Annotated in this window: 2 protein-coding genes; both read left to right on the top strand. The window is 45.3% G+C overall.

Translation table 11 applies throughout. The annotated features are described in order from the left end of the window. Positions 1-28: 28 nt before the first annotated feature. The gene (locus ACR8BL_RS07885; protein ID WP_434752093.1) at positions 29-7432 is read left to right on the top strand and encodes an amino acid adenylation domain-containing protein; all 7404 of its coding nucleotides are present in this window, start codon (positions 29-31) and stop codon (positions 7430-7432) included. 26 nt (positions 7433-7458) lie between these two features. Continuing rightward, on the top strand, positions 7459-16743 hold the full coding sequence (locus ACR8BL_RS07880; RefSeq protein WP_434752092.1) for an amino acid adenylation domain-containing protein: 9285 nt from the start codon (positions 7459-7461) through the stop codon (positions 16741-16743). The last annotated feature ends 1 nt before the right edge of the window (position 16744 follow it).

Here is a 16744-nt window from a genome sequence, read left to right as displayed (position 1 = left end):
TATAGACAGGATAGGAGGGACAACACAAGTGAAAGGTTATGGCATCGCTATAATAGGAATGGCATTAAATTTTCCCAAGGCTTCCTCTCCGGAGGAATTCTGGGAGAATATTCATGGAGGCCGAAACTGTATAGAAAATTTAACAGATGCCGAGTTGCTAGCAGCAGGTGTAAGTGAAGAACAGCTTCAATCTCCCGATTATGTCAAAGTAAAGGGCGGGACAATGGACTCGCCCTATGATTTTGATACGGGATTATTCAACTATACGGAAAGCGAAGCCCGGGCTATGGAGCCGCAAATGCGGATTTTCCATGAGGTTGTCTGGAAAGCACTCGAGAATGCGGGGTATGACCCCCGCCGCGTTCCCGGCTCTGTGGGCGTGTATGCCGGAGCTGCTCCCAATCTCTATTGGCAGTATTTAAATATTGCCGGGGAAGACGATTCGATTTCCTCCCAGGTTACGCTGGACAATCTGGTAAGTACCAATTATCTTCCTACGCGGGTCTCCTACAATTTTGGATTTGAGGGGCCCAGTGTATTTATGTACACAGCCTGCTCCACCTCACTCGTGACGATCCACATGGCTTGCCGTGCGCTGCTAGGAGGGGAATGCGATGTGGCTGTCGCCGGAGGAAGTTCGATCCTTGGTGATACATCGAAGGGTTACACCTATGAGGACGGTATGATCCTTTCTCCCGACGGGCAGTGCCGTGCTTTCGATCAAAAGGCCCAGGGGACCATTCCTGGAGAAGGGGTTGGGGTAATTGTCCTGAAGCCTCTAGCTGCGGCATTAAGTGACGGCGATAACATTCTTGGCGTAATCCGAAGTTCCGCAATAAATAACGATGGGAAGAGAAAGGTAGGGTATTCCGCCCCGAGTATTTATGCCCAAGCTGATGTTATCAGAACAGCGATGGCCATAGGAGATATTGCTCCCGGGGAAATGTCCTATATTGAAACGCACGGAACAGGAACTCTTCTAGGGGATTCTGTGGAGATTGAGGGTTTAAAAATAGCCATGGAATCCATGAACGGTAACAAAAAATGTGTACTGGGATCCTTAAAGCCCAATATCGGACACCTTGATTCGGCTTCTGGGATTGCCGGAATTATCAAGGTTATATTGGCTATGAAGAACAAAACCCTTCCGCCCACCATTAATTGTGATGCTCCAATCTCTGGATTGGCAGATGAAGAAAGTATGTTTACCATTTTAAGCGAGCCTGCTACATGGGAGAATGGCGATTTCCCCTTGGTAGCTGGTGTGAGTTCCTTTGGCATCGGCGGAACCAATGCTCATGTTATTCTTGAAGAACCACCAAAGAGGAATACTGTTGCCCTGCCAGAAGGAGCTTTAGGGGAGGATGTTGTCCTCCTTTCTGAAAGATCTCCGATTGCATTGGATCAGCTGAGCAGAGAGCTTGTCGAGTGTGTCGTTAAGGAATCCGTATCTTTTGAGAGTCTGGTTTATACCTTGAAGACGGGCAGGCATTCTTTTCCCTGGCGCCGACTGCTGCTGGGGAGCGGGCTGAATGATGTTAAAGAGGGATTGCTACATGGCAGCTACAGAGACAATTCCCCAGCAGGAAAAAGAAGCCGTGTAGCTTTTGTTTTTAGCGGATTGGAGACAGAGAGCACGATTCTGGGAAAGGATTTATATACGCACAGCTATCATTTTAAGAACATTCTGGATAAATGCTTCCGCATAATAGAAGAGAAGTCTGGGATTGAACTGAATAGAATCTTCGATAAAAATAGAAATTGTGGTACTGATCTCCATACGACTCTAATACGCTTCTGTGTTGCAATCTCTCTGGCGGATACGTTAAAGGTCTATGGGATCTTGCCGGAGCTCGTGGCTGGAGAGCACTTAGGAGAGCTTGCGGCGGCATACACGGCGGGTATGTTCAGCCTAGAGGATCTAGTGTCTTTGCTTCTTCGATCTTTACTGCCGTCAACACATACAGCGGAGATATCGATTCCTTCAAACATTAAGGCCCCTCAGATTATTGTGATTTCAAGTATGACGGGAGAGCCTATCCATGCAACCCATGGAAGTTACTGGGAAAACAAAGTGGACTGGCGGTCAAGTCCTCTTTTCACGGAGAAAGCGAGACAAAGTCTGTGCGCCCAAAATAATACTACAATTTTAGAATTCGGTCACAAAGGTAATTTAGCATCTCTGATCCAAGAAAGCATAAGGGCGGATTTCGACCAGGAAATGCTTAACCCCTTAATTCCCCAAAAGGAGGGATTGTCTGAAAGGACTGCTCTTAACTATGCGCTCGGCGTATTGTGGCTCAAGGGATGGGACATTGAGTGGGCAAGTTCGTATGCCAGGATTAAGGTTAACAAGGCGGTGTTGCCTGGGATCAAGTTCGACCGCAAAGAGTACTCTATCCATATGGATCAAATCCATCTGAGGCAAGACGCGAACTCCTTCCTGGATAATCAGAAATCCTCAGGTGTATTGAATACACTCTTTTGGAAACAAAAGAATGAAACGGGAATTGATGCTGGAGGCGAAAATGAAGCAGGTTGGCTGATTTTTTGTGACGACTTGGGCATCGGAGAACAATTGGCCGGGAAGCTGGAGAATGGATCCGGCCCACCTATCTTGGTTAAAGATGGGGAGGCCTTTAAAGCTCTAGATGACAACAGCTTTGTAATCAGGCATGGGGTTCTGGATGACTACCAAGCGATGTTTTCCCAACTTGCAGAAAGGAACCAAACACCGTCACGTATTTTACATTGCTTTTCTCTCACTGCACGGAGTGAACAGACCGGGAAAGAATTTGCAGAAGAACAAAACAGGGGAATGTACTCCTTATTGAATATAGCGAAAAGTCTAAAAGCATTTGAGCAATCGAATAAAACGGTAATTAACATTATCACGGAAAATCTGTACCGGTTATGTGACGAAACCCGTACATTCCCCGGCACTGCAACCCTCATGGGTCCAATGAAGGTTATTCCTCAGGAATACCCTTTTTTAGTTTGCCGAAATATCGATATCGATACATTCGGACCATGGAAGAACGCTAAACGGGATACAACGCTTGCGCTGATAGGCCATGAATTGTTGCAAGCGGTGGAAAATCCTGTCGTTGCGATCCGCGGAAGGAGAAAGTGGATTCAGGACTTTCAGGAGTTAAAGCTGCCGGAAGCTGTAAACGAGACTAGCATACGGAAGAAAGGCACCTACATTATTATTGGCGGATTGGGAGACGTAGGCTTTTCCTTTGCTAGTTTGTTGGCTTCCAAGTATGAAGCCAATTTGATTATTGCAGGCAAGAGTAGTTTGGGAGAGTCATATTATACTGGTCCTTTCACGAATGGCCGCTTTGATCCAACCCGGATGGATAGATTAAATAAACTGAAAGAATACGGAACCAACATTCAATACTTATCCCTGGATGTAGCGGATGACAAAGGGGTCTGGAAGTTTTTCGATGAAGTGAAAAGCAAATATGGTAAATATGACGGAATTATTTATGCAGCAGGTACAGTGTCCGGCCCAGGTATCCAGTTTATCGATTCCTTAAAGCAGAACGACTGCGAGAATCAATTTCTAACTAAGGTCTACGGTGTTATGAATGTCACAAGGGCATTGGAGGAACATAAACCCGAGCTTTGTCTGTTTATCTCTTCGATTGCCAGCCTGCTTGGCGGGATGGAGTATGCCGCTTATGCCGGTGCCAATGCCTTTGTTGACTCCTATATTCTGGAACAAAATTATCAGCATAACATGAAATGGAAGGTTATCGATTGGGATGGTATGAGTTCAAGGGAAAGCATGGAGGAGTTCGAACGAATTGCTTCGGTCAAGGGCCTGGAGCAAATCTTTGTTTCTGCCGGGGGCAATTTAAAGGGAAGGCTTTCCCGTTGGATTGATCTTCAAGAGCCAGAAGAGGATGCCCCTGTCCTTCTGGATCACAGCGGCGAGGTCCGAAATCGTTTAAGCTCCGAATATGAGGCGCCTGAGGGAGAGATGGAGAAACGGCTGGTCAAAATTTGGCAAAGGTTCTTCGGGATTGCCGATATTGGGGTTAAAGACAGCTTCTTTGAATTAGGTGGGGATTCGCTGAAAGCATTAACGTTCCTCTCCAGCGTCCATAAAGAACTCCATGTGAAAATATCCATCAAGGACTTTTATAGAAATTTAACCATTAGACAATTGGTGCGTGTGATTGAAGGACATAAAGGCGAAGAATACATTCCAATGAAAAAGGCTGAAGAAAAAGAACTATACAAACTGACACCGGGACAAAAACGGATGTATGTATTATGGAAGCTGAACAAAGGTAGCATAGCCTATAACCAGACCTATATCCTTCAGGTGAAGGGAGCACTTGATGTAGAGCGCCTGCTACAGGCATTGTCCAAGCTGGCTTCCAGGCATGATGCCTTCAGAACCTCCGTGGCAGAGCTGGACGGGAAACCATTTATGAAAGTCATCCCCCACCTGTCGACTGTCTGTAAACAAATAGAGACAGATGAAGTGTCTCTTGATTCAACGATTCAGGGATTGGTGAAACCTTTTAATCTCTTGGAGGCTCCTTTGTACCGGACAAATATATTAAAGGTGAAGGATGATCATTTCGTCCTGGTTTTGGATTTCCACCATATGCTTGTGGATGGGGTTTCGTTCAAAATCATTATTCGTGAATTAATGGATTTATATCAAAATGATGAGCCAGGAAACCAGAAGTTCCAGTATAAGGATTACAGCGAGTGGCTACATGAGCCTGCCCAACAGGAACGAATGAAGAACGATGAAGCATACTGGCTTGAGAAGTTTAAGGAAGAAGTTCCGTTGCTGGATTTGAAATCGGATAAATCCCGTCCTGGAACTCTCAGTTACCGGGGAGAATCCATTTCCTTCTATCTCGATATGGATCAAACCTTGGCCATCAAGACATATACAGGCAAGCAAGGAATCAGTCTTTATGTCTTCTTACTGTCTGCTTACTATATCTTGTTAAATAAGTTAACGGGACAGGACAAGATCGTTGTCGGAACGCCGGTCGCCGGCAGAGAAACCATGGAGCTTGACAACATAGTCGGTTTCTTTGTCAACACTCTAGCCCTAAAAGCGGAGCTTGATGGCGCAGAAACATTCCACTCCCTGATAAGACATGTAAAAGATATGGTGCTCGAGTCTTTCGACCATCAGCTTTACCCCTTCGATGAACTTGTGAAAAAAGTCGAAGCTGCAAAGATCAGCAATAGGAACCCATTATTCGATACGATGTTTGTTTTCCAGAATATGATGAGTGATGCCGAAACTGCCGGTAATATCCCAGGGGTGGAAATCAGTCCTCATCCTTATAAGAACAAGACAGCCCAATTCGATATAACCGTCATAGCCGAGGAACGTAATGACAAAATTTTATTTGAGTTTGAGTATTTTACGGATCTCTTTGATAAAAATACAATGCTGCAGTACAAAGAATATTTTATTCGCATTATCGATGAATGTCTTAAACATAACAACATACTCTTGAAAGATATTAATCTTCTGGCTCCGAATTCAGAGAAAGAACTTCTGAAAGGCTTGTACAATAATTATCCTGCAACTTATGAAAACAGATCGATCCAAGGGGTATTTGAACAAGTGACGGAGAAGTATCCTGCGAACCAGGCAGTGGTATTTGAGGGAGAGTCACTCACCTATCAAGAGCTTAATGAAAGCGCTAACCGTCTTGCACATTTCTTACGGGAGAAAGGGGTAACAAGCAACACGATAGTCGGATTGCTGCTGGAGCCTTCTGCCCAAATTGTCGTTGCTATTCTTGCAATTCTGAAGGCAGGCGGTACCTACCTGCCCATCGATCCTCATTATCCCCGAGTAAGAATCGAACAGATCTTATCGGATTCTAAGGCGAAATATCTTTTACATGAGGACGATGGACTCACCGGCGAGATTGATGGCATGGAGATGTATAACCTGCGTGCAATAGATCTCGTGAAGGAGCCAACTACCAGTCCGGATAATTTCACTAGAAAAGAAGACGGCGCGTATATCATTTACACCTCGGGAACAACAGGCGTGCCTAAGGGAGTTCGAATCAATCACCATAATGTGATCCGATTATTTGCTAACGATTCGCCTGTATTTGATTTTAATGAAGAAGACCGTTGGCTATTGTGCCACTCTTATAGTTTTGATTTCTCAGTTTGGGAAATATTCGGCGCTCTATTGTGGGGCGGTACGATCGTTGTTATTCCAAATGAGGTCAAGAAGGATACTCGGGCTTTGCTATCAGTATTGCATAAGGAACAAATAACGGTATTGAATCAGACCCCTTCAGCCTTTATTCCTTTGCAGGCAGAGATACTTCGCCATCAACTCGATAGGCCCGTAGTTTTGCGGTATGTCATTTTTGGCGGGGAAAACTTGAAGCCATACTATTTAAAAGCTTTTAAGGAGCAGCTTCCTCAGACCAAGCTTGTGAATATGTATGGAATCACCGAAATAACGGTGCATGGCACATTTAAGGTAATCGGGGATAAAGAAATTGAAGGGAATATATCAAACGTGGGCAAACCCTTGCCTACTTTGAACATGTATCTGCTAGATAAATATATGAAGCTTGTGCCTCCCGGGGTACCGGGTGAAATCTATGTTAGTGGGGAAGGGGTTTCCTCCGGTTATTTGAACAATCCTCAACTAACGGCGGAACGGTTCATTCCCAATCCCTACAACAAAGACGAAATTATCTATAAGACGGGAGATCTTGCGTTCATTGATACAAACGGAGAGATCATCTACATCGGACGTAATGATAAGCAAGTCCAAATCAGGGGATTCCGTATTGAGATCGGAGAAATTGAAAGCTGTTTGATGAAATTAGAGGGGATAGAGAACGCTTTTATCATACCCAAAAAGAGCAACAATGGATCCGATCTCTTAACTGCCTACCTGAAGATGAGCAGAGAGCTTGGTTTTGAAGAAATCAGGTCCCGTCTCAAGAAGGAGTTGCCGGAATTTATGGTTCCCGCTCTGTTCTATACCATTGATCATATTCCTTTAACTACTAGCCAAAAGATCGATATTAAGGAATTGGAGCGGATCGGTGAGCGGTTGGAGTCAATTGTTGATTTCGTTAAACCTACCTCGGTTATGGAAAGCAAGCTTACAGAAATTTGGAAGAACATCCTTGATAGGGAAGATGTAGGCATCAGGGATAATTTCTTTGAAATTGGAGGAGATTCTCTTTCTGCGATTCACGCCATTACTAGAATGGAGGAGGAGTTGGGTAGAGAAATTTCTCCTATCGTGATTTTCTCCCATTATACGATTGAATCATTGAGTCGTTATCTGGAAGAAGACTTGCCGACTGAGCCTATCGAGATTGGCCAACAGGATAGAGTTGACAGAGGTCGGCTTAACCGGCAAAAGCGCCTGCATTTGCGCAAAGGGGAATGAGCAAGAATGAAACTAGGAGGATTGAAATGCGCAATGGATTAGAAGTCGCAATAATCGGTATGTCCGTCCGTTTTCCTGGTGCTCGCAATTACCGGGAATTTTGGGACAACCTTAGGAATGGTGTGGAATCGATCGACTTTTTTAGCGAGGAAGAGCTGCGGGAAGCCGGGGTACCGGAAGAAAAAATGAACGCTGCCGACTTTGTTAACGTCAAAGGAGGCAGAGTGAAAAGCAGGGATTCATTCGATTACGACTTTTTTGGTTATACCCTGCATGAGGCCAAGGTAATGAATCCGCAGACGAGGATACTCCACGAGACCGTTTGGGAGGCTCTGGAGGATGCGGGCTACAATCCATTGGAATATGAGAAGTTAATCGGGCTATTCGCGGGAGCCGCTTCCAGCTTTTATTGGGAAGGGATTAATACGCTTGCGGAAGGCGATAAAGAGACGGACGATTTTTCCGAATCTCAATTCATGGATAAAGATTATATTTGTTCAAAGATCTCTTATGCGCTCAATCTTAAAGGTCCGGTTTTCCATCTTCATACAGCTTGTTCTACCAGTCTGGTCGCGGTTCATCTGGCCTGTCAGTCACTGTTAAACGGAGAATGTGATATGGCCTTAGCAGGGGGTGTCTCGCTTAAGTCACACGAAGAATATGGCTATATGTATCAGGAGGGAATGATCCTCTCGCCAGACGGGCATGTCCGCCCCTTCGATAAAGACGCTGGTGGCTTCGTAGGTGGAGAAGGTGCAGGTATTGTCGTATTGAAATTGCTGGATGATGCTATAAGAGATAATGACACTATATATGCAGTAATTAAGGGAAGTGCTATTAATAATGATGGGCGGAGAAAAGACAGCTACACGTCCCCCAGCATTACCGGTCAAAAGGAAGTTATCAAATATGCTCATCAGCTTGCAGGGGTGGAGCCCGAGTCCATCTCGCTCCTAGAAACTCATGGCACAGCCACCAATCTCGGAGATCAAATCGAGATTGGGGCTTTGAAAGGCGCTTTTCAACTAACAGATTATACTTCGAAGAAAAATTTTTGTGCCTTAGGCTCGGTTAAGGCAAACTTCGGACACCTCGACGTAGCTGCGGGGATTGCAGGGTTGACCAAGGTCGTGCTTGCCTTGAAGCACAAAGAAATCCCGAAGATGGTGAATTTTAAGGATTATAACCCCCAGCTGAAATTGGAAGACAGCCCATTCTACATTAATAACGAGACCATTCCCTGGGAGGCACAAGAGAGTCCTCGGCGGGCTGGAGTAAGCTCTTTCGGGATCGGGGGGAGCAATGCCCATGTTCTGTTGGAGGAATATATCTCGCCGGCAGGCACAAGAAAAGAGAATACGGAAGAATTAATATTGCTAAGTTCTCGTAGCCAAGAGGGCTTGGAGAAATCGATTAATAATCTGAGGGACTTCATTGAATCGAATGAAGATATCTCCTTGTCTGACCTCGGTCATACGTTGCAGGTAGGAAGGAGGGGGTTCGAGCACCGCTGTATGTTCCTTGCTTCTAACATCGAGATGGTGGCTTCCACTTTGGCAAATCCATTACCAGGAAAAATTAAATTCTCAAAAGTAACAACCCATAGGCATAACATTGTATTTATGTTTGCTGGACTAGGGTCCCAATACATAAATATGGGTAGACAATTATATGAGCGAGTTCCCTTCTTTTCCGAGACCGTTGACAGTTGTTATAAGATTTTGCAGCAAGAAATGGGGGTAAAGGAGCCTCATTTTTACAATTCCACTGAGCAGATAGGTGAAGAGAAGATTCACGAATTTGTCGGCTCACAATATGTTGTATTCATCTTCGAATATGCGCTGGCCAGACTGTTAATGCATTGGGGACTAAGACCCTCGGGGGTTATCGGCTACAGTCTGGGGGAATATACCGCAGCATGTATTGCCGGAGTAATGACGGTTAGAGAAAGCCTGGAGATCCTAAGAGTAAGAGGAGAGTTGGTTGCCCAGATCGATGACAGTGTGCTGTTATCCATACCGTTATCCAGAGACAAGACAGAAAAGTACCTGAACCCCGATATATCTTTGGCCATAGATAATGGTGAGTCATCTATTCTTGCAGGAAGAGCTGATGTGATGGCAGAGCTGGAGCAACAGCTTAAAAAAGATCGAGTTTTTTCCATCAGAATCGCCAATTCCCGGGCCGTCCATTCTCATCTTGCTCTTCCTGTTGTTGAACAATTCAAAGCGGCAATGGGCACAATAAACTGGAAGAAGCCGCAAATACCCATACTTTCCAATGTCAAAGGAGAGTGGCTGACTGGCTTGGAGATCGCCTGCCCTGCTTATTGGGCCGATCACCTGAGCAAAACGGTTCAATTCCATCAAAGCATGGAGCACTTAGCTCGACTGGATGAACCTGTATTGTTGGAAATTGGCCCTGGTCGGGATTTGTCCAATCTCGTGAGCCGTTACATAGATAAAAAGGGCATTATCCTAAATACGGTCAAGAGCGAAGGTGAGGAGGATGGCGACTATTCCTTCCTGATCAAGCGAGTGGGGTTATTATGGAATAGTGGCATAGAGTGGCAGTGGAATCATATTTATGATTCCCGGGACCGGCGCCGCATTTCTTTACCGACATTCCCGTTTGAGGAGAAGTTGTTGAAGAATGAGCTGACCGAGCAGGGGGCTCTCGGAGCTCTAAGGGAGCTAGTACAGTTGAAAACTGGCGGAGCCCAGAACGAAGAAGTTTATACCATTGGATGGAAGTCCGCCTTTCTTGCGCCTGTTGACAGAGAGGAAAAGAGTAAAGGGGAATCCATACTTGTCTTTACTTCTTCCCATCCCGTATGTTCCGCTTTTCTTAAGCTTATAGAGGGGGAATCCGGCAAAGTCACCCGTGTGGCATGCCAAAATTCCTTTGATAATAGTGTTGAATCCTCCTACGGGATAAACCCTAAACGATTTGCACACTATACGCGCTTGTTTACCGATTTGGTGTATAAGGGGAAGAGACCTAACAAAATTATATATTGCTGGTCAATGGACAATCCCAAGGCAGAATCCGATTCGAAAGCGTTTGCGAGGTTTAAGGCAGCCCAAACTACAGCTCTCTTCGGCCTTATCCTGCTAGCCCGGGCAATAAAAGAAGCAGGAATCATTCACGATATAGAATTAACGATCATCACGAATCATTTATATTCCGTAACGGGGGAAGAACCGCTATTCGCGGAGAACTCCACGATTATGGGACCTTTAAAGGTTTTCCCGCAAGAAATGAGTTTTCTAAAAACAAGGAACATCGACTTTTCCATCTCTCCGTATGGAGATCAGCATGTTCAAGAGCGTGGTGCACGGCAGCTGTTTCAGGCCATACAGGATCCTCCGACAGACAAAATAGTCGCTTTCCGGGGAGAGAAACGCTGGATTGAACAATTTGATGTAATTGAACTATCCGGGAAAATGCCTTTGCTTAAGACGAACGGAGTTTATTTGATCACTGGCGGTATGGGAGAGATTGGATTGCAATTAGCCGAAGCGATCGGCCGTGATTATAAGGCTAAATTAATTTTAACGGGCCGCCGTTTGTCGGTCCCTGGACTTGAGGGAGGGGAAAAGGGAGATTCCATCTTACACGCGTTGCAAAGACTCAGTGCAGCAGGAGCCGAGGCAATGTATTTGCAAGGCGATGTGGGGGATTATGAGCAGCTTGAGGAAGTATTCAGGCTCGGGGAAAATAAGTTTGGCAAGATCGACGGAATCATCCATTGTGCGGGAATTGTTGATGAGAAATTATTCCGAACAGTATTAGAGTCTGATGAGTCCAATGTTGAAGAGCAGTTCCAGGCTAAAGTATATGGGCTAATAAATCTGGAGAAATTGCTGGAAAACAGGGAACCGGATTTCTGCTTGGTTATGTCATCGATATCAACTATTTTGGGGGGGCTTGGCTTTTGCGCCTACACAGCTGCCAATGCTTACATGAATCATAAAGTGTTAAGCAAGCCTTCTGATGCTGCAACGCGATGGATTTCGGTGGACTGGGACAAGTTGCCGCCATCCAAAACGGTATCAACAATTTATAAGATTTTAACGGCAGGCAATCCAAACCGCATGATCGTCTCCAATGTGGGAGGACTGAAAGAACGTATGGCCCGTTGGATCGATCTGCACGAGCTTGACCTGACTGTCCCTGCCGTTATGGATTACAGCGAGGATATTCGGAATCGGTTAGGCTCGGAATATCAAGCGCCTCAAGGAGAGACGGAGAAACAACTGGTTAGTATTTGGCAGAATTTCTTCGGAATTAATGCGATCGGCGTTAAGGACAGCTTCTTCGAGCTGGGGGGAGATTCCTTAAAAGCATTGAGTTTGTTGAACGTAATCAGAAAAACTTTGAAAAAGGAAGTAACTCTCCGAGAACTTATGGATCATTCAAGTATCGACAAGCTGGCAGCCCTGCTGGGCCAAAAAAGCGGAGATTATCAGTCAGTAAGTGAATTCAGGCCTGATCCTAATAATCTGGACAAGCCATTTCCTCTTACTGACGTACAATTTGCCTATTGGATCGGCCGATCTGATGTCTTGGAGCTGGGGAATATCGCTGCTCACGGTTACCAAGAGAATGATCTTGTCGATTTTGATTATGAGCGTTTTAGCCTGGCATTCAACACTATGATCAAACGTCACAGCACATTGAGAATGGTTGTGCTTGACAGCGGAGAACAAATCATATGTCCTTCAAAACCCGTATATGCGATACCTGTGCTGGATCTGCGGGGAAAAAGCACGAGCGAGATTGTTACAAAAATACGAGAGATCCGAAACGAAATGTCTCACCATGTGTTTGACAGCCAAAAATGGCCTCTGTTCGAAATCAGGGCAACAAAAATTAGCGATAGATTAACTAGAATACATTTCAGTTTCGATGGCCTTGTACTTGATGGACCTAGTACACGTATTCTGTACAGCGAGTTATACAGACTATACGTAAATCCAGAAGAGGAACTGCAACCATTAAGCCTGAATTTCAGAGATTACGTGCTTGCTCTGGAGGAACAAAGGAATCTCGTCTCATTCCAAGAGAAGAAAGCCTATTGGGAAGTAAGAATCCCCGATTTTCCACCGGGACCGGAATTGCCAACCCTGCACAGGATATCAGCGTCAGAAGGCCCTATTTTTACCCGATACAATCATATTCTTAAAAAAGAATCCTGGGACAAGCTTAAACAGCTCTGCAGGGATAATGGATTTACCCAAAACTCGCTCTTGCTGGCGGTTTATAATGAGGCACTCCTAGCCTGGAGTAGAAATAAACGGTATGCCTTAAATCTCACCTTTTTTCAGCGTGATCCAAATATTCATCCTCAGGTAAACGAAATTATCGGTGATTTTACTTCGCTCATCTTGCTTGAGATCGATAACACGGAACCGAAGATCTTAGCGGATCGGATCGATAGTATTCAGGAGCAGCTATGGAAGGATATTGATAATAGTGCTTATAGCGGTATAAGAGTAATAAGAGATATTACTCGTTTGAGGAAATCACAAGCTGCAGCCAGGTATCCGGTAGTGTTCACAAGTCTGCTTTCGATGGAGGATATGGAATTGGAACCGCATAATCCGGGAAGCGTTGAAAGCAGACATGCAGACTTGAAAGAGATACCGGCTTGGCAAGACGAACATTCAGAGGAATTGGAAACCTTTGAAATATCTCAGACCCCTCAAGTTACTCTAGACCATCAGGTCTCGGAATCTGGGGGAGAACTCCATATCGCGTGGGATGTTAGGGAGGGAATATTTCCTGCCGGAATGATTAAGGACATGTTCCAAGCATTCTGCGGATTGCTTGACAAGTTGGCGCTTGAGCCAGCAGTTCTTGGAAGCAAAGAACCTCTAGGCGGTATGACATGGCAGAATGCCGTGTCGAAGCTTCCGGAAGAGTCATGGGGTATTGGCGAGATGTTGCGACGGCTCAAGGATGCGGAGGCGCTGCAGACCGAAGAGAAACGGCGTGAGTGGGTAATGGAATCTCTAACAAGACGGCTGCTCGGGGATTCTGAATTTTATGGGGAGCGGCTGCCAGTTAGTGAGGATTTCCGCAAGAGAGAGGGGATCGGGCAATGCCAAGCTCTCCCGTTTCATGAGTTTTCTTCATTGTTGAACTATTTCGCACCCGTACAAAATGATTATGTAACTAACAAATTTCGGTATGCCTCCGCGGGCGGCCTCTATCCGGTAGATATTTACCTTGCCGTCAATAAGGGCGGTATCGAGTCATTGCCAGAAGGTATGTACTATCTGGATAAAGAAAATAGCGTAATTTATAGAGTGAATGAGAGGACTTGGGTTGATATGCCTGAGGACATGAATGTTTCTCTTATGCTTGTCGGCTCCTTTGGTAAAATTCAAGCACTGTACGGGGAAGAAAGCTACGGCTTTATGAACATCGAGGCAGGTATCGTCACGCAAGGAATGAAGACAGAAGTTGATAAGAGAAGCTGGCAATTAAGTCTCCTTTATGGAATGGACATCAAAGACATAGAACAGCAGCTGGGTCTAAACAGTCATCAATTAATTCTTAATGTGTTAGGAATAAGCCTTCCTAACGGTGACCACCGAGAAAGAGAATTGCATCATACTCCTATGGGTAACTTCCCGAATGATTTAATGAGACGACTGAATGTGATCGACTATAATCGCAATCAATTTCCTCTAATTATCGATCCAATTCGGCGTTATCAATTTAAACAGAAACAGGTCGGCAGGGCAGTCATGGAACAGGAGAAGAAGATCGACCTGGCAATTCAAGATGAAGCTGCGGATGAATCATCCTTGTCTGCCATTTCCTCGCGCAGGAGCTACAGGAACTTTGTGGAGGATAAAATACTTTTAGCAAACTTCAGAAGCCTTTTGGAGGATTTGACATGTCTGGCGAAGGATAAGGACAAGAGCTTCCCTTATATTTCGTACTGCAATCTGCATGCTCTAAAGCTCTATTTTATCGTAAAGGAAAACCGTATTGAAGGTGTAAAACCGGGGGTGTACCGATTTGAATCGATCGGAGGACAGTGGACCTTAACCTCGGAGACGGTTTCTGACGCTCAAGTGCAGAAGCTCTACGATAATGAAGTAAATTCGCCTACCTTCAAAGGGGCAGCTTTTGGGATCTATTTGACGGTTGATTTAACGGAGAGTTTGCCGCTTTATGGGGACCGTGCTATGGAATATGCCTATTTTGAAGCTGGCGCGCTGTGTCATTTCCTTGAAACGAATGGACCGGCGCAGCAGATCGGTTTTTGTCAGATCGGCGGACTTGACCAGGAATACTTGCTGAGGCTTCTCCAGGCTGGCGAAGGCGAGCTTTATTTGCATTCCATCCTAGGGGGGAACATCACAGCAGTACAAGCTCATGAATCGGCGAGCCATACGGATCCGATGTATTCCGACAGCTCAATCTGGAAGAAGAGAACGAAGTACAAGGAATCGCTGCTCCATACTCCATACTTAGAACAGGTGCAGAAAAACGGTGACGCCATCGCTCTTACTGCCGGAGATAAGGAGTTCACTTACAAGGAGCTGGACAGCATGTCCGAGGTTCTGGCAACGGAGTTAAGACGGAAGGGAGTTGTCCCAAATTCACTTGTCGCTGTTTTAATGACCAAAGGGTGGGAACAGGTAGTCAGTGTATTGGGAATCTTAAAAGCGGGAGGCGCCTACCTGCCTATAGACGCAGAGCTGCCCCGGGACAGGATCGATTATATTCTGGAATCCGGTGAGGTTAGAATTGTCCTGAGCCAAAAAGAGTTTGCTGGTGAAAGGGACAACATGGTCATAAACAAGGAATTGCTTACCGGTGACCCAGGAAGCGAGCGATTGCCAGATATCATGCTGACTGGGGACGAGCTCGCTTATGTGATCTTTACTTCCGGTTCAACCGGAAACCCGAAGGGGGTTATGATCTCTCATAGTGGTGCACGAAATACGATTCTCGCCATTAATTCATTGTATAGCGTGACAGAGCGTGATCGTGTTATTGCCCTCTCGTCTCTGGATTTTGATTTATCTGTTTACGATATATTCGGAACCCTTGCAGCCGGAGGAACTCTTGTTATACCGGATAAAACTGTGCTTAAAGACCCTGCTTTACTATATCAAGTAATGAAACAGGAGCAAATTACGGTCTGGAATTCCGTGCCCGCGTATCTGAAGATGTTTGTAACTTATATGAAGGAAAACCAGCAGTCCCTTGATTTTGGTCTAAGGCTTGTGTTATTAAGCGGTGACTGGATTCCTATTTCAATGCTTAGGGAAATACGTACCATTAACAAGGAGATTGAGATCATTAGCCTTGGTGGGGCGACGGAAGCTTCCATCTGGTCCATTTATTATCCGATCACTGAGATTGATCCTCAGTGGAGGAGCATTCCGTACGGCACGGCTTTGCCCAATCAGACTGTATATATATTGGACAGTAATCTTAGCAGGGGTAATATTCTGAACCCGGGAGAAATCTGTATCGGAGGAGATGGTCTCGCAAAGGGCTATTGGAAAGACTCCGAGAAGACCAAGGCACACTTTGTTGTACACCCGGTGACAGGGGAGCGGTTATATAAGACTGGCGATATCGGGCAATATTTGCCGGATGGCAATATTGAGATTATGGGCCGCCTGGATTTTCAGGTGAAAATCCAGGGTTTTAGGATTGAGTTAGGCGAAATTGAGCTTAATCTATTAAACCACGATGATGTCCAGGATGCGATCGTGATGCCTCATGGAGAAAGAAACGAAGAGAAGAAACTGGTGGCCTATGTCATTCTGCGGCAGGAGGCAGCTCCCTCCATATCGGAGCTGAAAGCATATTTGGCATCCATGCTTCCCCATTATATGGTACCTGGAATGTTCTTCTTTATGGATGTATTCCCATTAACCTCTAACGGTAAAATTAATAGAGGAGCGTTGCCTAAGCCGTCACTTATCTTGGAAAACGAAATCAGCTATATGAACCCTTCTACAGCTGCACAGAAGAAGCTCCTGGCAATCTGGAAGAACAAATTGAACTTAGAGAAGGTTGGCATTACCAACAATTTCTTCGAAGTGGGTGGAGATTCTTTGATGCTGCTCGAAATTCATCGAGAGATCAAGAAGCAATTCAATATGGATTTTCCCGTAATCGAACTGTTTAGATTCCCGACAATTGAATCCCTGACGGAAAACCTGGACTTTGACAGCGATATGACCGAACAGAAAGATATTGCCAATAAAAACCGGGATAGCGCTAAAGCCAGAGCAGAATTCAGAAAAAATTTAACGAGAAATCGAATATAGG

This window comes from Paenibacillus amylolyticus (assembly GCF_051136285.1).
Lineage (GTDB): Bacteria > Bacillota > Bacilli > Paenibacillales > Paenibacillaceae > Paenibacillus > Paenibacillus amylolyticus_F.
Note: the sequence above shows the minus strand (reverse complement) of the source record. Positions and strands in the feature narration are given on the sequence as shown.

What these genes read in the sequence shown, in the direction of transcription:
- ACR8BL_RS07880 (WP_434752092.1), top strand. Translation starts at nt 7,459, where the DNA reads ATGCGCAATGGATTAGAAGTCGCAATAATCGGTATGTCCGTCCGTTTT.